Genomic DNA, 18,434 nt, shown 5'->3' on the forward strand with positions numbered 1-18,434 from the left:
GGGTTTTTACATAATTTGATTTTAACAAATTTAAACAGGACTAACTGAGCGTTCCTGCATCAATTTTTCCACATCTTCTAAGGGAGTTTGTAATAATAAAACATCCCCCTCTTTTAACTTAAAGGGTTTATTGACCGATTTATAAAGGTTTCCTTGTCGTCTAATGGCAATAATTCCGGTTGAATTATTCGTTAATTCTTCAGGTGTTAACGATAAACCGACTAAAGGAGAAGTTTCCTCTAAAGGAACCCAACGAATAGTTTCTCGACTTAACCATGATGCTTGACCCATTAAGGTTTTAAATAGATCAATTTCATCCTTTGAACCGACGGCTAAAACTCGATCATTGACTTGAAATTCAGTATCCGGTGTTGGATAATTTAACCTTTCGTTTTCCCGTTCAATTTCCATAATTGTTACCCCAGTGAGATGACGAATATTGGCTTTAGCTAAGGTTAATCCCACTAAAGGAGAATCGGGGTGAATTCCGACCCAATTTGTGTTTAAATTTTCTGTTGCTTCCTGTAATGCTCGTAATTCTAAATTCGTGATTTTTTCGGGGAGAACACTACGATAACGTCCGGTACGAATTGACCGAATGACTGATTGAATAATATCTGTATCTTTTCCTAATACAGCTAATACATTAGCCCCAATTTCTAAGGCGGCTTCAAATTCCGGTTGTACGACTTCCCACGCTCCTAATTGAGTTAAAATTTCAACTTCCATATTTTCATGGGCGCGAACCACAATTTTTAAATCGGGGGCGAGAGATAACGCCCGTTGTAATAAAATTCGGGTACTGGCGGGGTCAGGAAGGGCGACAGCTAAAGCTTTAGCCCGTTCTAAATGAACTTTTTCTAAGACTAAATCGGAGTCAGCATCACCAAAAATATAGGGGATTTGTTGTAGTCTTAATTTTTGAATTGCAGCTTCACTATTTTCAATCACTAACACCGTTTGTCCTTGATTTCTTAACATATTAACTAACACCTGTCCTACCCGTCCATAACCTGCAACCACGACATGATTTTGTAAAGTTTCGGGAAGGGCGATGGCTTTCACATCTCGAAATTTCTTTAAAAAATTGCTAATTCTGGGTAACGCTGCAATTTGATCTGCTAATTGAGGCGCGGCTTTTAATAATACCGGAGTTAAGACTAATGTAATTGCTGTTGTTCCTATAATTAATAAATATTTTTTCTCTCCTAATATTCCTAAATCTAAGCCTTCTTGAGCTAAAACAAAGGAAAATTCTCCGATTTGGTTTAATCCTAAACTGGCAATAATTGCGGTTTTAAAGGAATAGCCAAATCCTAAAATAATCGGAGCTACAATTAAGGCTTTTCCTAACATGACAATTAAAACTAACGAAATAATCAATCCAAAATTATCTAAAATTACTAATGGTTCAATTAACATTCCTATCGAGATAAAAAATAGACTGGCAAAGGTATCTCGCAAGGGCAAAACTTTCGCTAATGCTTGATCAGAATAGTCAACTTCAGCAATCATTAATCCGGCAATAAACGCCCCCATTTCAATCGATAATCCTAAAGCATCGGTGAGTAATGCCACCCCTAAACATAAAGCAATTACCGATAATAAAAATAACTCTGAACTTTCCGTTGCGGCAATGGTTTTGATTAACGGCGGTACTAACCAAATTCCAGCAAAAATAGCAAAAGCAATAAAAATAACCCCTTTTAATCCTGCTTGTAATAGGGCTATTCCTAACGCCGATCCCGGTTGACTTAAGGCGGGAAGAATTGCTAACATTAATCCTAATGCCAAGTCTTGAGCAATTAAAATTGCTAACATGACTTGACCATGAGTGGTATTGGTTTCTCCCCGTTCTGTTAACGTTTTAAGAACAACTGCGGTAGAGGATAAAGAGAGTAAAAACCCTAAAAATATGCCTTCGATGGGTGTCTTTGCCCATCCGAATATTAAGGAAATGAGTGCAATTGCAGCCGTTGTTAAACCAATTTGTAATAAACTTCCTTTTAAGGCAATATCTTTAACTCGTTTCAGTTCAGCAATAGAAAATTCTACGCCTAGAGCAAATAACAAAAAAGCGACACCCACTTCAGCTAAAGACTGAATTTGAGGGACATCTTTAATTAACTTTAAACCAAAGGGCCCAATGATTAAACCGCTTAATAAATAACCTAACAGTACAGGTTGACGCAAACGATTTGCTAAAAACCCTCCTACGGTCGCCGACCCCAAAGCCGTGACTAAATCTAATATAAATTTCGGTTCAGTTGCCATAAGCAGTTATCAGTTATCAGTTATCAGTTATCAGTTATCAGTTATCAATTATCAGTTATCAGTGAAAGAAATAAAATCAAGATTTTGTTGATAAAAAGTAACTGTAAACAGCCTCTTGACTGTTTACTGATTACTGATAACTGATTACTGATTACGGTGCTAATGTACACTGTCCCTTCTGTTTTGTACTGGGGGTAAAGTTAGGAATCAAATGGTTATTCACGTCTTGTTCCTTTAACCAGCCCACATCTCCCACTTTTAGGGGAGGAGCAGTTGTTGTATCCAGAGGTTCCCCAGGGTTAGGGGGTATAACCGTTGAATCAAGTTCAGGGGAGTTCCCATTCAAAGGCTGTCCATCTGTAGGATTAGGAAGGGAACAAATTTTGACTTCTATCCAAATTCCGGCTTCAGGAGTAGATTGTTTTTGTTGAACCTGAAAGACTGTTCCCGGTGGTACATTTCCTTTGAGAGCCGGTTTCCCAAATTCTTGAAGGAGAATGATCGGGGTTGAATTGGCTGTAGGAGTTCCCAGTTGAATAAAAGATTGTAATTTTAAGGTACTAATCGGAGCCGGTAAGGGAGGGGGTGTTGGAGAAGGAGAAGGGGTGCTAGTAGGGGGCGGTGGGGTAGTTTGTTGGGCTTCGGGGTCATTGGGGTTAAACAAACCTAACCCATACAGCAAAGCGCCTAAAATTCCCAATAAAATAGCAATTCCCAAGGATAGGAACCAGACCCTAGACATCGCAGGTTTTGTCTGTCGAGCGCGGGCAATTTCTGTTTCCATCGATGAATCATCCGCATCATTGGTATCAGAAGAATCATCACCCAACCCATCGTTTAAAGGAACCACAGGCGCCACAGACACTTCCTTTAAAGATTCGTTATCATCCTTGGGAACAATTTCAATAAATAATAAAGCAATCGTGACATTATCATGGCCGTTTTGAGTATTAGCAATTTCAATTAGGCGATCGCGAATTGTCCCTAAATCGGCTTCTCGATGCAAAATCGGTAAAATTTCCGTTTCCCAATATTGTTCAACCCGATCGCGATCGCTTAACCCATCAGAACATAATAAAAATACACAATCTTCATCTAAGGGAAAACGTTGTACCGTGGGATGTAGCGTTACCGATGAGGTAATCCCTAACGCTTGAATTAACGCCCCAGAAGCGCCTTGTTGGAGAGCATCTCGATAGAGGGCACAACCTAAACGCACCTGTCGAGAAGCCACATCATCATCCACCGTCACTTGATGACAACCACTAGAACTCACCCAATAGGCACGACTATCCCCTAAATGGGTTAAATAAATTTCATGAACATGAGCCAGCGCCATCACCAGCGTGGTTCCCATGCGTTCGCGACCCTGACGGTTTTCATCATCATTGCGTTGACAAATTACATCATTAGCAATACAAGTGGCTCGTTTTAATTTAGGAACTAAAGATAAAGGATCCCAATTGGCTTGATGCAGGGGCATTTGTTCCACCTGTTGACGTAAAACATCAATTGCCATGGAAGAAGCGACTTCTCCGCCATCCTGTCCGCCAATGCCATCACAAACAACAGCCAAGGCAGGTTCCGTTAAGGGGACTCGGATGGGGGTTTGTGCACTGGGATAACAAGCATCTTCATTGTGAGAACGAGTCGGGCCTGCATCTGTTCCAGTCGCAATTTCAATCCGCCGATGATACCCTCGTCCACAGATCGAGAGAGCTTGATCCAATTGCTGGATCAATTGAGTTGAGGTGCGTAACTCTCCCGTAAGCATTTGATGGGTGAGTTGTTGGAGGAATTTTTGAATCCGGGGGTGTGCCGTCGGAACCCACTGTTGCCAAAAATAACCCAACTGCGTTAGAGAAATATTGTGTCCATCTAAGTTTAATTGCAATAGCCGGACAAAAGGCCCCTGAACCCGCAGTAAATCAGCCTCTAGCAAACTCGAAGCGACAGCTTGACGGCTAAACGGTTGCCAGAGTTGAGCCATTTGCCACAACCAATTGAGTTGACGCATAGCACTCGCATCCGGCCACAAAGCCGTTAACGTTGGCATTAAAGTCTCCCCATGGGGTGCAATTGGCCCTTTTTCTAACAGGATGATGGATTTATTCTTGGCCCCTTTCGGGGGCGAAATAATTCCATATACCTGCGGAATGTGCAACCGATAGGAAAATAATTTCAGATAGGGGGCAATTTGATCAGAAATCTCGCTTGGTATTTCCGGCAGCAGTTCGGGTCGAGTATCAACCACAATTTTGCTGCTTTTGAGGAGGTAGCGCTCGGCGATCAGCGTTCCCGAAGGTACTGCTTCGATCCCTTCACCTACAGCCCACAGATAGTGTTTTGCCACAGCATTTTGCATTTGGTTTCCTCACGCCTCTGTTGCCACTCAACGATCATCGTCTAAAATTGGGATGGTTTACCTCTAGGAGGTTAGCTTCGTAAAGACTCGCCTAACAGCGTGCCTTGACTCTGATCATGATGTTTCTACGCTACAACAGGATTGCGTTTCTTGTTATAGATTATCTAACAGATCAGCGTTACTCTCTACCCCATCGGTACGAGGTGACAACAGAGAATCACAATAGATGTGCAGTAGATGCCCCATTCTAAAAAGTACAATTCACTCTAAAAATTAGCACCGATTGGGAATTAACATCATTTAAGGCTACTCACCTCATGAGTCATTCTCCCCCTAACCCGTCCAATGACCCTAAATTCTTACCGTATTTGGAAATTAATGAACGGCTCACTGAATTGAAACAGTCTCACGGTCACTACTACCAAATGATTAATTTGGAGGTTTGGGCATTAATTGAAACGATGGATCAGTTTTTTCCCGGTGCTTGGAATCGATTCATGACCAACCGTCAATTGTCCATGAAACAATTTTTACAACGTCAGCGATCGCAAAAACAATCTTCTGCATCCAATCAGAAACCCGATCTTTCGGATGTTGATCCTGATCATCCCGTTTAGTATTGACTGTTGGCGAGCCAGATTTAACAGCCAAGACTTAACAGGCAAGATGCCTGTTCCACAGCTTAACTACTGACTCTCGGTAATCCCATACTATAGTTCACGGCACGGGAGTTGAGATTATAGCTAATTTCACCCGCTTGGATCAGCGATCGCACCAAATGTTCTAAATCTGATCCAATCCGACGTAAATTATACTCCGTGAGGTCTTCGCCATTAAAGACTTCGACTAACTCGTCAAATTTCCGATAGACCTGTTGCAAAGCTTGATCATTCCAGTTAAATTCATTGTCGGGATCAACATCCAAGGTGAGGACTTGTTCGCTGTCCACTAACTCTTCATTTTGAATTTCCGCCGTATAAATATGGATATGGCGAGTGGTCGATTTCAACAGCATAAGCGGTTTAACTGAATAGTTTTTATCTGGATTGTTTATTTATTTTGACATTACTTTAGGAAATCATGAGTAATTTTTGGAATCAAATTTTAAACTTTGCCACAACAACGGCTAACGATGTTGGACAACAGTTAATCCTCGATTTTGGCACAGTCCAAGCGGATGAAAAAGCCGATGGCAGTTTAGTTACCCGGTCTGACCAATGGGCCGATCTTGAAATTCGCACCCGTATCGCCACCACATTTCCTGAACATGGGGTGCTCAGTGAAGAAGCGGAACATATTTTTCCGAATACAGACTGGTGTTGGATTATTGATCCTTTAGATGGGACAACGAATTTCGCCAGAGGAATTCCCATTTGGGGGATTTCTTTAGGATTACTGTATCAAGGAAATCCGGTTTTTGGTTTGATTCATTTACCTCCTTTACAGCAAACCTTTCACGGGTTTTGGTTCGGTTCATCGGGTTTAACGGGTTCAGAAGGAGCGTTTTTAAACGGTCAGCCCATTCACGCCAGTTCCGATGTGTTAAGTTCTAATCACTTTTTTAACCTCTGTTCTCGAAGTATTGCGATCGCTCCCCAAATTCCGTGTAAAATTCGGATGTTAGGCATGGCGGCTTATAATTTCCTCACCGTCGCCGTCGGTGCAACTTTAGGAGGCGTTGAAGCCACTCCTAAAATTTGGGATATCGCCGGAAGTTGGGTAATTGTTAAAGCGGCGGGTGCGGTTTGGTGTTCCCTCTCTCCCGAACCCTTCCCCTTAGAAATAGGTCGAGATTATGGAACTCAATCCTATCCTACATTAGTTGTGAGTCAACCCGAATTATTATCAGTTTTTGAACCCTTTATTAAAACATAAAAGTAGGGTGCGTAAGCGATCGCTTACGCACCTTATAAACATTAGCAATAGATAATTTTTTATTACAATTCAATCCCAAAATAAGCTCTCAAAGAGTACAAAATAGCAACACAAAAAGGTTGATAACGTTCCTTTTCGTCTAATTGACTATAAAAGTTAGCCAGTTTTTGAGCTTCCTCTTCAGTAAGACCTTCTCCTATACCTAATATCTCAATTGCTTCACTTCGCATTCTTTTTAGATCATAGTGATTCAGGTTAAGAATATCAATTGTTTCTTTACTAATCTCTTTTCTGGATTTTGAAAACTCTCATAACCACAGTTGACACCAATGGACTTTTGTTGTTGTTTCCAATCTTTGAAATTTTGCGGTTCTTCCTGTTTTTGAATATATTTCATGAATTGAGAATTTCTTTCCGTCGAATTAAGCCATCAGCCCTGACAAATTTAGGATCTTCTTCTCCTAATTTATCTCGCAGTTGTTGAAGTGATCTTTTGGCATCTTCCAATCTATCCCCATCAATCAGGCGAAATAGTTCCAGAAAATCTTCTTGAATCTCAACGGGACGTTCTGAAGAATCCATCAACGTTTCCAAAATTCGGTTACTATCTTTTCCATAGGATCTTAACCGTTTCACAATTATATCATTCGGTGTCACACACAATAAATGAACCCAGTCAACATGACTGATTACTAAAGGTGAATGTGTGGAAACAATAAACTGACAATTTGGGAAGGTTTGGGTTAAAGCTGGAATAATATTTTGTTGCCATTTTGGGTGAAGATGAAGCTCTATTTCATCAATAAGAATCACTCCTTTTCCCTGTAAAGGTTCTGATAAATTAGGATTAGCGATCGCTAATCGTCTTGCTAAATCACTAACCAAAGCTAATAAACATTTTTCCCCATCAGAAAGTTGATTAATAATTAATTCTTCACCCTGTTTTTGTAAAGTCATGCGTAAGGGTGAACGCTGCACTCGTAAGTTAGAAAACCCATTCATAAAAACTTCATAAGCTTTTCTGACTGCTTCTAGTTGAGGATCTCTATAACTGGAATAATCATTAAGACGTCGTTCATTTTCCAAATCTTCCCGATCTCGAAACCATTCAAAAAAGCGTCTAAAATCAATTTGTCCTCCAGTTAATGCTTCTTCGTAGGCTTCAATTTGTGCAAAAGAATGTTTATTTCTAATTCTTAAAGGAATATCAAGAACAGCCCGATTTGTCGGATAGTAGACAACAACAGGTAATGATAAATTTTCCCCCTCTACTGAACTGTGAATTTCATCAATAATTTGTTTTAGCTCTACAAATGAACTGCTAATATCTCTACTATATCCCTTCCTAACACCAACAACAGACCAATTAACATTCTGTGAATTACAGAAATCCACAGTAATAATATTATGAGTTTGTCTCTGGTCATTTTTAATATCAGTTTCTTCAAAAGAACGTCCTGAACTTTGGGGGTTTTGAATTCGTGCTGTAAACCAGGATAGCAGAATGGATAAACATTCAAGAATACTCGACTTTCCAGAACCATTAGTCCCAATTAAAACAGTGGGTGAATCTGTTTCAAAATCTAGGGTTAATTTGTTAATACCTCGAAAAGATTGGATTTTTAATTGTTTAATTTTCATAATCTATAAGTTTTTATTAATTCCATCCTAGAAACCAGGTTACTCAAAGAAACCTGGTTTCTAAAATTTACACCTTCACCCCATTAGAAAACTTAATTTTCAAATAATCGTCTTCCATTTTAGCCCCAGAAGGTTGCAACATAGCCAAAGTTTGGGGTAACACTAAATTCCGCCGATGATTCCCAATTCTAATATTAAGTTCATCTCCGGTTTTATTGAGTTGAATTTGTTCTTTAGGAATACCGGGTAAATACAATTCCAACGTATATTCATTTTTATCCTCCACCACACGAACCGTATTTTCCTTATAGTAAACTTGGCTGGGATCTTCATCTTTATATAACGTTTCTTTCAATCGTTCTAAAGCTTCAAGCCCACATAATTCCTGTGGAAATAACGGAACTTCCTTAACGGGTAAGGGAGTAAAATTATCATGAATTTCTTGACGATATTGTTGTTGATTTTCTTTCCATTTTTTGAAAAAGGGATCGGTAACTTCTTCAGGAATAATGCGATTAGCAATCACTAAATCCGTCGAAACATTATACAAACTTAAATAGGCATGGGCGCGTAAAGATTCCTTAATCACCATTTTTTCAGGGTTCGTTACTAAACGCACCGAGGTTTGCGTATTATCCGTTAACACCTTTTCTAAGGCTTCAATTTTTTCATAAAAATCATAAGGCGCGTCCATCACTTCTTTATCAGGTAAAGAAAACCCCGTTAACGGTTTAAAAATCGGTTCAAATAGAGGACGCAACGCCACCGACATCCCTTGTAACGGTTTGTAAAATTTTCTCATATACCAACCGCCCACTTCGGGTAAACTTAATAATCTCAACGCCGTTCCCGTTGGGGCAGAATCAATAATTAGGATCTCAAAATCTCCCTCATCATAATGGCGCTTCATCCGTACCAAGCCGAAAATTTCATCCATCCCCGGTAAAATGGCTAATTCTTCCGCCTGGACTCCATCGAGTCCTCGCGCCTGTAATACCTGACTAATATAGCGTTTCACCGCCCCCCAGTTGCCTTCAAGTTCCATCAAGGCGTCCAATTCAGCCCCCCAAAGGTTGGGTCGGACTTGACGGGGTTCGTGCCCTAACTCCATATCAAAGCTATCGGCGAGGGAGTGGGCGGGGTCGGTACTCAATACTAGGGTTTTATGCCCCAACTCCGCACAGCGTAAGCCTGTTGCAGCCGCAACGGAGGTTTTACCGACGCCACCTTTACCCGTCATTAAAATTACGCGCATACGATTTTAAACTTAAAATTAGTTTACATTCTTTAACTTTAGCGGGTTTTTAGCAAGAATAGCTGTTTCACTACGTCCAAGCGCGAACAGTCCCAATAGTCGATATGGCTTTCAATCAGGTTATTGGGGTTTAATTTGAGTTCACTCCGTCCAGGGATAGAAATTCTGGGTTTCCAGGGGAGGGGAGTTGTCCAACTCAGTGTCCAACGGGTTTCTATTAAATTCTCAGTTTGAGTAATACTATGTAAATCCAGTTGAATATCCCAAAACCAAGTTTTCATAAATCCAATCATTTGTTGATAGCGTTTTAACCCATTAAATTGATTCATGGGGTCTTTAAAATAAACGTTATCAGCATAAATATCATAGCTTTGATTATCAGGAAATTGTTGATAATCTTGTTTAATAATCTCAATAATATTCATAATCGTAGGGTGTGTAAGCGCAGCGCACGCACCATTTCTACAGTTTCCCATCAAACGGCGGACGCTGACTTTCTATTCAGAAACAGGAAAAAATTAATACCAATAATCAATTGTAGCTGAATCCATCAACTTGAGTGCGACACACGGACTAACCGTTAACCTTCCTAGCGGTGAGGTCAGACATCAGTAACGATTCCGTTACACCCTATCTCAACTTTTGGTAAACTATTTTTAAGCCAATGTAAACAGTTGTTACTTGAGATTCGGTTCAAGCTGAACCTAAGACTCTGATTGTATCAATGGTTTACATGATTTTTACACCGGGTATCAACCCTCATATCTGGTTGTTTATTAACCGTCAACCGTCAACCCTCATTCGGAGTTTCATGTTAGAGATTACTTCCCCAGCAAACACCCAGACTGAAACGATGTCATCTTCTGTGGCTACGGATAACGGAAAATACCCACAAACTACGGGACAAGAGGGGTTTGTTCAACGACATTTAGGCCCCAATGTTGATGAAATTCAACAAATGTTAAAATTATTGGGGGTTTCTAGTTTAGAGGATTTAATTGATCAAACCATTCCCTCAACAATTCGCCTCAATCAAAGCTTAAAATTACCCGAAGCTTTAAGTGAATATGCAGCCCTAAACCAATTAAAAGCGATCGCTTCTCAAAATAAAGTTTATCGTTCTTTTATTGGCATGGGTTATTCTGATTGTATCACACCCGGTGTGATTCAACGCAATATATTAGAAAACCCCGGTTGGTATACGGCTTATACTCCCTATCAAGCGGAAATTGCCCAAGGTCGTTTAGAAGCTTTACTGAATTTTCAAACCCTAATTATTGACTTAACCGGATTAGAAATTGCGAATGCTTCTTTATTAGATGAAGCAACGGCGGCTGCGGAAGCCATGAGTTTGAGTTATGCGGTTTCTAAAACCAAAGCTAACAGCTTTTTTGTTTCTCAAGATTGTCATCCTCAAACCCTTGATGTCGTCAAAACCCGTGCAATTCCATTAGGCATTGATATTATTATTGGAGATCACCGCACCTTTGATTTTAATACTCCAATTTTTGGCTGTTTGCTGCAATATCCAGCGAGTGATGGGTCAATTTATGACTATCGTAATTTTATTGAAACGGCCCATCAACACAATGCTTTAGTTACAGTGGCGGCGGATATTTTAAGTTTAACGCTGTTAACTCCTCCGGGGGAATTCGGAGCAGATATTGCAGTCGGAAGTACCCAACGCTTAGGCGTTCCCCTGGGTTATGGTGGCCCCCATGCAGCTTATTTTGCCACTAAAGAAGCCTATAAACGCAACGTTCCAGGGCGGATGGTCGGTATTTCTAAAGATTCTCAAGGAAACCCTGCTTTGCGGTTAGCTTTACAAACCCGTGAACAACATATTCGCCGTGATAAAGCCACCAGTAATATTTGTACAGCACAAGTATTATTAGCGGTGATTGCAAGTTTATATGCGGTCTATCATGGGCCGTCTGGACTTCAACAAATTGCCCAAACTATTCATCAATTAACTCTAACCTTAGCAGAAGGGTTAAAACGTTTAGGCTATTCAATGGGAACAGAACCCTTTTTTGATACGATTAAAGTAGAATTAGGGGAAAAATCCTTAACGGAAATTCTGTCAGCAGCCGAAGCGAAAGAAATTAACATCCGCATCATTGATGAGCATACAGTTGGGATTAGTTTAGATGAAACCACAACCCTGCAAGATGTGATTGATTTGTGGTCAATCTTTGCAGGGTCTGAGTTACCTTTTACCATTGAAGAGATGTTAAAAGCCTCAGATCATCTTACCCCCTTTACTCGTCAATCTGCCTATTTAACCCATCCCGTTTTTAACAGTTACCATTCAGAAACGGAACTTTTGCGTTATATTCATCGCTTAGAAACCAAGGATTTATCGTTAAATACCTCAATGATTCCTTTGGGTTCCTGTACGATGAAATTAAACGCAACCGCCGAAATGATTCCGGTGACTTGGCCAGAATTTGGAAAACTTCATCCTTTCGCCCCAAAATCCCAAACCCAAGGTTATCAAATTCTGTTTGAACAGTTAGAAAATTGGTTGGCTGAAATTACAGGATTTGCAGGGATTTCATTACAACCGAATGCGGGTTCTCAAGGAGAATATGCCGGATTATTAGTAATTCGTCAATATCATGAAAATCGAGGAGAACTTCACCGGAATATTTGTTTAATTCCTGAATCTGCTCATGGAACAAACCCTGCTAGTGCTGTCATGTGCGGGTTTAAAGTTGTTCCGGTTGTCTGTGATAACCAAGGCAATATTGATATTGCTGACTTGCAAGCTAAAGCTGAAAAACATCGAGATAATTTAGCGGTATTAATGATAACTTATCCCTCAACTCACGGTGTATTTGAAACCGGAATTCAAGAGATTTGTAATATCATTCATGCCAATGGTGGACAAGTTTATATGGATGGGGCAAATATGAACGCCCAAGTGGGGTTATGTCGTCCAGGGGATTTTGGGGCCGATGTCTGCCACCTAAACCTGCATAAAACCTTCTGTATTCCTCACGGGGGCGGTGGGCCAGGAATGGGGCCCATTGGAGTTGCGTCTCATTTGGTTCCCTTTCTTCCCGGTCATGCGGTGGTGAAATTAGAAGGAAATAAACACATTGGGGCCGTTTCCGCCGCACCTTGGGGAAGTGCGAGTATTCTGGTGATTTCTTGGATGTATATTGCCATGATGGGGGCAAAAGGATTAACAGAAGCGACAAAAGTGGCAATTTTAAATGCTAATTATATTGCCCGTCGTTTAGATGAATATTACCCGATTTTGTACAAAGGAAATCAGGGATTTGTTGCCCATGAATGTATTTTAGATTTGCGTTCTGTGAAGAAATCCGCAGCCATTGAAGTTGATGATATTGCCAAGCGTTTAATGGATTATGGATTTCATGCGCCAACGGTTTCTTGGCCTGTGGCAGGAACGATGATGGTAGAACCGACTGAAAGCGAATCTAAAGCAGAATTAGACCGATTTTGTGATGCTATGATTGCCATTCGTCAGGAGATTTCTGAAATTGAATCTGGGGTTATGGATGCCACAAATAATGTGTTAAAAAATGCTCCCCATACCGCAGCATCATTAATTTGTGGTGAATGGAATCATCCCTATTCCCGTGAACAAGCAGCTTATCCTGCACCCTGGACAAAAGAGCATAAATTCTGGCCGTCTGTGGGACGCATTGATAATGCTTTTGGCGATCGCAATTTCGTTTGTTCTTGTTTGCCCATGGACGCTTATCAATAAGGGAACAGTAAGCTGAGAATAGGGAACAGAAAATTATCATATTTTGGGGTTTCCTATTCTCCTTTATTAATATTAAATATCTAAAAATCCCAAATAAAAATTTATTTATAGAAATAGATATAAATCCGAACAATCGTAGGGGCGAGGCGCGCCTCGCCCCTACACACTTTTTAGGGTTAATAATTTTGATCATTATGAGTGTACAATTCATTTAGACTTACTATAGATGAGTAAGTCCTAAAATAGCAATTAGATTATTATGGAGATCTGATTCATGAATCTGCTAGAACTTTTTATCTATCCGATTAAATCCTGTGGCAGAATTGCCCTAAACCAAGCTGAAGTTACACTCAAAGGGTTAGCAGGGGATCGAGAATTTATGTGGGTTGATGAATCCGGTCAGTTTGTTACCCAGAGAACCTATCCCCAATTAACTAAAATTCAAGTTCAACGATTAGAGAATCAGATTGAATTATCTGTTGACGATCAAGAAATTGAACCCTTTAAACTTCAACCAACATTAACAGGAACTTCCAAAACGGTACAAGTATGGCGGGATCAAACCGTTGCGATTGATCAAGGAGATGCTGTTGCAGATTGGTTACAATACGCTTTAAAACAAGATCAACAACCTTATTTTCGGTTAATGCGACAATCTCCTGATTTTATTCGACCTGTTGATCCAAATTATGCCGTTAATCCTAATAATCAAGTCAGTTTTGCCGATGGTTATCCTTGTTTATTAACGAATACGGCTTCTTTAGCAGAATTGAATCGAAAACTCAAAGAAACCTATTCAACATCATCACCAGAAATTCCGATGAATCGATTTAGACCTAATATCGTGATTGATACCAATCAACCTTTTATTGAAGATGATTGGAAAACAATTTTAATTGGAGAGGTTTATTTTGATTTAGTCAAACCTTGTAGCCGTTGTATTGTAACAACAACCAATCAAAAAAGTGGGGAACGCAATGAGTTAAAAGAACCATTGAAAACCTTAGCGACCTTTCGACAACAGCCACGCGGAGTCATGTTTGGTTTTAATATGATTCCTCGAAATACCGGAATAATTCAAGTCGGTGATTCTGTTAAGGTCGTTGAAACCCATTGACGCTTTCATCAATACCAGTCAGAAGACCCACCTCAAAAGCGTTCCGCCTTGTTGGTGTTATAAACTTCACTTTTGTTACAAGCGCAAGTTAGAATTGCGGAGACTTAATTTGAGGAAAACCTTTGAAAGTCGGGAACTTTAAGCTAGATTCACCTTGAACTTATGGAAAAAATTTAGTAATATTTAATACCATATATGTTGCGTTGGTGGGGTGCTGCCCAAATGACCTATAGCCTCAGAATTGCTGATTTGCCCAGTGATGAGCGTCCCCGTGAACGACTAATGGCCATTGGCTCCAGAAATTTAGCCACGGCTGAATTGATTGCAATTCTGTTGGGAACGGGTCAGGGAAAGGGAAAATTATCGGCGGTAGGTTTAGGACAATATGTGTTAAACCAGTTAAGTCAGCATCAACGAGATCCCTTGTCGGTACTACGGGATATTGGGGTTCACGAATTAACTCAAATTCATGGCATCGGGACGGCAAAAGCCACGACTATTTTAGCGGCGGTGGAATTAGGAAAACGGGTTTTTCAGTCTAAACCGCCTGATTTAGCCATCATTGAAACTCCCCAAGCGGCGGCGGATGCGTTAAGTCATGATTTAATGTGGCAACCCCAGGAACGATTTGCGGTGTTGTTGTTAGACGTGAAACATCGCCTTTTAGGAACTCAAGTGATTACCATTGGTAGTGCAACGGAAACTATCGCCCATCCCCGTGATATTTTTAGAGAAGTCTTGAAAAGTGGCGCAACACGGGCAATTTTGGCACATAATCATCCGTCGGGGAATGTAGAACCCAGTTCAGAAGATATTAATTTAACTCGTCAACTCTTGCAGGGGGCGCAATTTTTATCGATTCCACTTTTAGATCATATTATTTTAGGAAATGGTAATTTCCTAAGTTTGCGCTCTACAACTTCCTTATGGGAAGAATATCCCCAAATGGAATAGTCTAAAAGAGTGTTTTTTAGGATTTAACGTGTTTAATTAACAATTGAGCGATCGCTTGTAATTGTTGTTTATTAAACGTTTTCAAGAGAACTTTAACCACCTCTTTCGGATCAGCCGGAATTGTAATTTCTCCAGAGGCAGGTTTAGCGGCTGCTTTGGCTCCCGCTAAGGTTGATAACGCTGCACTCGGAGCAATTGTGTTTGCTTTTCCAGCTTGTAAGAGTTCGGCTCCTTGCTTTAACTCGTTAATAATGGGATTCGCTAAAACTTTAAAAGAATTTTTAGGATTAGCGATCGCACCATGAGCCGTTTTAACTAAGGTTTGCCAAGGTTCAATTCCGACTCCAATTTTCGTTAATCGAGCGCACAAACCCGCCAATTGTTTACGAGATTCTGGAGATTCTGCTTGTTTAAATCCCTGCAACATCGGTTTAAGAACCGTCATAACTTGATTGACAGCATTAGCAACCCCAGGTGTTTCGGTCGCGGGTGCTGTTTGGGCTGTTGCTGCGGGTGCTTTACCACTCATCAAGCCTTTTAAGTTATTTTCCAACTTATCATAAAGGGGAAGGGACGCTTGTAGAATTTTCTCCCCCATTTCTTCTGAAAGTCCTGCTGGACTTGCCGCACGATCAATTAAATTCTTCAGCACTTCAAACCCTTTAGTATAGAGGGTTTGGGTTGTCGCATCAATTTTAAGTGGCGTGTCCTTCACCATCTTAAAACAATCTTCTAAGCGCTTGGACACCTTATTAATGCTGGTGAGACTGGGCATCTTGTCCATCAACATCGCGGCGGCTCCTTTAATGGAGTGGGCAGCCCGATAGATGGCCGTTACACGCTCCCGGTCAGCATCAGCCATAATTGCAGGTAGCTCTGTTAGCCCCGTTTGCAGGGTTTCAAGACGCTCCTCAGCTTCTTCCATGAAGATAGCAAAGATCTTTTGGTCTTGGTTTGTTGGCACAGCAGCCCTCCTAAACCCTTATCAGTTGAAACAGAGCGTGTTTTCATTGAGTCGTGTCGCCTCGCCCTGAGTTTTTGATGGCTGGGTAAAGACAGAGTTCACCCAGTGGCAACTCACTCCTGAATCTTAATTTAACCCAAGATTATCCCTTTTCTTCCTCAGCTAAGATTTTTTCTTCTATATTCATCAACTAACTCAGAATCAAAACGGTATTGATTCTGGACTGTTGACTGTTGATAGCGAGCGAGGACATTCGTACTGCTTCCCCTGCTTCCCCTCTTCTACTGACCCGGAGTTTCTGAGGGAATTTCTGAGGGTGGAACTTTTTCCAGATGAATTAACCCTTCCATCACCGATTTAACAATGGGTGCGGTAACAATTCCTCCGGCGCGACCTTCCAGGGGTTCATCCACCACTGCGACCACAACATAACGGGGATGGTCAACACTTAAAATCCCAACAAAACTGGTAATTAAAGCATTCGAGGAATAGCCGCCATCAGGAGATGCTTTTTGAGCCGTCCCAGTTTTTCCCCCAATTCGATAGCCTTCAATTGCGGCTCTTGTCCCGGTTCCCCCTTCTTTAACCACACTTTCCATCATTTTTAAAACAGCATTGGCGGTTTCATCGGAAAACACTTGTTTGGGTTCAGGAAGGGGAAGTTTCCAATACAGTTGGCCTTTACTGTTATATAACCCTTGAACAACGTGGGGAGTTACGAGTTTACCGCCATTGGCTAAAAGGCTATGAAGTTGGGCTAACTGAATTGGAGTAATGGAAAAACCTTGGCCAAAAGCGGTTGTTGCGGGTTCAATGGGAGCGGAGACAAATTGTTCTTTTGTTTTTAGGGTACTAGCCGCCGCAAAGGGTAAATCAATTCCTAGGGTTGTTCCTAAACCTAAGCGTTTTAAGCCTTCATAAAACACCTCTGGCTCCAGGCGTTGCATAATCCTCACCATCCCCACGTTGCTAGAATATTTCACCACATCCGTAATATTAATGGCCCCTCTAGCAGCACCGTCAGCATTTTGAATCGGCCAGCCTCCGACTTGAATATTTCCTTCATCATTAATCACCGTATCCGCTTGAATGGCTCCGGCTTCTAAGGCTAAAGCGACGTTAATGGGTTTAAAGGTTGAACCGGGTTCATAAAGGTCTGTTAAAGCCCAATTTTTGAAGCGTTCTAAGTCAAATTTATAATATTGATTAGGATTATAAGACGGTTCATTGACAAGGGTTAAGACTGAGCCATCGCTGGCATCCATGACAATAACTGTTCCCCGTTTGGCTTTATATTCTTGAACATTTTTTTGCAGTGCTTTACGGGCAATTCGTTGTAAAGAAGTGTCAATGGTTAGCCGTAATTGTAAATCATCAACGGGAATAAATCCGGTGGCAATTTGTTCAGGAACCCAAGCCCCATTTGCTGCGCGTTGAAAGGACAAAGAGGGCATGGTACGCTCTAATAAACTTTCTTGACTGTATTCTATTCCCGCTTGACCTTTGCCTTCAGGATTAATATAACCCACGACATCGGCGGTAATATCCTGTTGCGGATAAAGTCGTTGACGATTTTCTAGCAATTCTAATCCATCAAACCCTAAATTTTGAATGCGGTTTGAGACTTCTTCAGGAATAAAATCTGCTACTTTAATCCCACTTGGTAAGGTACTAAACAGTTGAACAAGTTCGTTAGCATTGGGTGTCGTGAAGTCTTCTCTTACCAACACAGGAGCTAACTTTTCCGCAATTTCCGTTGGAGATTGTTTAAAAAGTTTAGGATGAGCATAAAGGGTATAAACTCGCCGATCTAAAGCCAGAATATTTCCGTTTTTATCCGTAATGGGACGGCGAGGAACAAAAGGTAAAATTCGTTGTTCTTGTTGCGTTTTAGCTTTTTCTCTGAGAAAGGAAGAGTCTTGACCCATTTGTAAGCGAAATAAATTAAAAGCTAGGCCAAAAATTCCACCTAATATAATGAACCAAACTAATATTAAACGGCTGCGATCGCATTTTCGAGGATAAGGTATGGAGATTCTTCCTGGCTTTGGAGACACAGTTGATGGCGCAACGGTCACGGTATTCCGTGATGTAGACTTTCGCCGTTGACCCCCAACCGTAGATTTTTTCCGCCCCATAGCCGATTTATTATCCCCCCGTTGATGAGGAGAAGAAGCACGTCGTTGAGAACGAGACTTTGAGGAGTAGTCTGAAGAAGCCATAGAGTAGGAGACAGGGGGACGGGGG

At 41.0% G+C, this 18,434-nt stretch carries 14 protein-coding genes; 5 read left to right on the top strand and 9 right to left on the bottom strand.

Annotated elements, in window-relative coordinates; all coding sequences use genetic code 11:
* Positions 1-30: 30 nt before the first annotated feature.
* Positions 31-2,274: a cation:proton antiporter gene (locus H6G57_RS06770; protein ID WP_190517090.1), complete on the bottom strand. Its 2,244-nt coding sequence runs from the start codon at positions 2,272-2,274 to the stop codon at positions 31-33.
* Positions 2,275-2,425: 151 nt separating this feature from the next.
* Positions 2,426-4,639: a PP2C family serine/threonine-protein phosphatase gene (locus H6G57_RS06775; RefSeq protein WP_190517091.1), complete on the bottom strand. Its 2,214-nt coding sequence runs from the start codon at positions 4,637-4,639 to the stop codon at positions 2,426-2,428.
* Between the two features lie 317 nt (positions 4,640-4,956).
* Between H6G57_RS06775 and H6G57_RS06780 the strand changes: the two genes are divergently transcribed.
* Positions 4,957-5,256 carry a hypothetical protein gene (locus tag H6G57_RS06780; RefSeq protein WP_190517093.1) on the top strand — a complete coding sequence of 100 codons (300 nt, stop codon included), beginning with the start codon at positions 4,957-4,959 and terminating at the stop codon, positions 5,254-5,256.
* A 65-nt stretch (positions 5,257-5,321) separates the two neighbouring features.
* Here H6G57_RS06780 and H6G57_RS06785 read toward each other — a convergent pair whose 3' ends face one another.
* Positions 5,322-5,654: an NAD(P)H-quinone oxidoreductase subunit M gene (locus tag H6G57_RS06785; RefSeq protein WP_190517094.1), complete on the bottom strand. Its 333-nt coding sequence runs from the start codon at positions 5,652-5,654 to the stop codon at positions 5,322-5,324.
* A gap of 65 nt (positions 5,655-5,719) precedes the next feature.
* Here H6G57_RS06785 and H6G57_RS06790 point away from each other — a divergent pair, with 65 nt between their 5' ends.
* Positions 5,720-6,514 carry an inositol monophosphatase family protein gene (locus tag H6G57_RS06790; protein ID WP_190517096.1) on the top strand — a complete coding sequence of 265 codons (795 nt, stop codon included), beginning with the start codon at positions 5,720-5,722 and terminating at the stop codon, positions 6,512-6,514.
* Positions 6,515-6,576: 62 nt separating this feature from the next.
* Here H6G57_RS06790 and H6G57_RS06795 read toward each other — a convergent pair whose 3' ends face one another.
* From H6G57_RS06795 to H6G57_RS06810, 4 genes are all read right to left on the bottom strand, one after another.
* Positions 6,577-6,744 carry a hypothetical protein gene (locus H6G57_RS06795; RefSeq protein WP_190517097.1) on the bottom strand — a complete coding sequence of 56 codons (168 nt, stop codon included), beginning with the start codon at positions 6,742-6,744 and terminating at the stop codon, positions 6,577-6,579.
* A gap of 163 nt (positions 6,745-6,907) precedes the next feature.
* Positions 6,908-8,155 carry an AAA family ATPase gene (locus H6G57_RS06800; RefSeq protein WP_190517099.1) on the bottom strand — a complete coding sequence of 416 codons (1,248 nt, stop codon included), beginning with the start codon at positions 8,153-8,155 and terminating at the stop codon, positions 6,908-6,910.
* 67 nt (positions 8,156-8,222) lie between these two features.
* Positions 8,223-9,410, bottom strand: a complete 1,188-nt coding sequence (locus H6G57_RS06805; RefSeq protein ID WP_190517100.1) for a TRC40/GET3/ArsA family transport-energizing ATPase — start codon at positions 9,408-9,410, stop codon at positions 8,223-8,225.
* A 38-nt stretch (positions 9,411-9,448) separates the two neighbouring features.
* Positions 9,449-9,835, bottom strand: coding sequence for a DUF2358 domain-containing protein (locus tag H6G57_RS06810; protein ID WP_190517102.1), 387 nt, complete (start codon positions 9,833-9,835; stop codon positions 9,449-9,451).
* A 386-nt stretch (positions 9,836-10,221) separates the two neighbouring features.
* Between H6G57_RS06810 and gcvP the strand changes: the two genes are divergently transcribed.
* From gcvP to radC, 3 genes are all read left to right on the top strand, one after another.
* Positions 10,222-13,152 (top strand): aminomethyl-transferring glycine dehydrogenase, encoded by a 2,931-nt coding sequence (gene gcvP, locus H6G57_RS06815; RefSeq protein WP_190517104.1) that lies wholly within the window; start codon positions 10,222-10,224, stop codon positions 13,150-13,152.
* A gap of 274 nt (positions 13,153-13,426) precedes the next feature.
* Positions 13,427-14,269, top strand: coding sequence for an MOSC domain-containing protein (locus H6G57_RS06820; protein ID WP_190517105.1), 843 nt, complete (start codon positions 13,427-13,429; stop codon positions 14,267-14,269).
* Positions 14,270-14,491: 222 nt separating this feature from the next.
* Complete coding sequence (gene radC / locus H6G57_RS06825) at positions 14,492-15,223, top strand: DNA repair protein RadC (protein WP_190517304.1); 732 nt, start codon at positions 14,492-14,494, stop codon at positions 15,221-15,223.
* 16 nt (positions 15,224-15,239) lie between these two features.
* On the opposite strand, the gene H6G57_RS06830 is transcribed toward radC, so the two are convergent.
* Both H6G57_RS06830 and H6G57_RS06835 read right to left on the bottom strand, forming a co-directional pair.
* Positions 15,240-16,187, bottom strand: a complete 948-nt coding sequence (locus H6G57_RS06830; protein ID WP_190517107.1) for an Hpt domain-containing protein — start codon at positions 16,185-16,187, stop codon at positions 15,240-15,242.
* 281 nt (positions 16,188-16,468) lie between these two features.
* A complete protein-coding gene (locus H6G57_RS06835) occupies positions 16,469-18,409 on the bottom strand; it encodes a penicillin-binding protein 2 (protein WP_190517109.1) in 1,941 nt (646 codons plus the stop codon).
* Positions 18,410-18,434 lie beyond the last annotated feature (25 nt).

It is taken from the genome of Planktothrix sp. FACHB-1365, from assembly GCF_014697575.1.
Lineage (GTDB): Bacteria > Cyanobacteriota > Cyanobacteriia > Cyanobacteriales > Microcoleaceae > Planktothrix.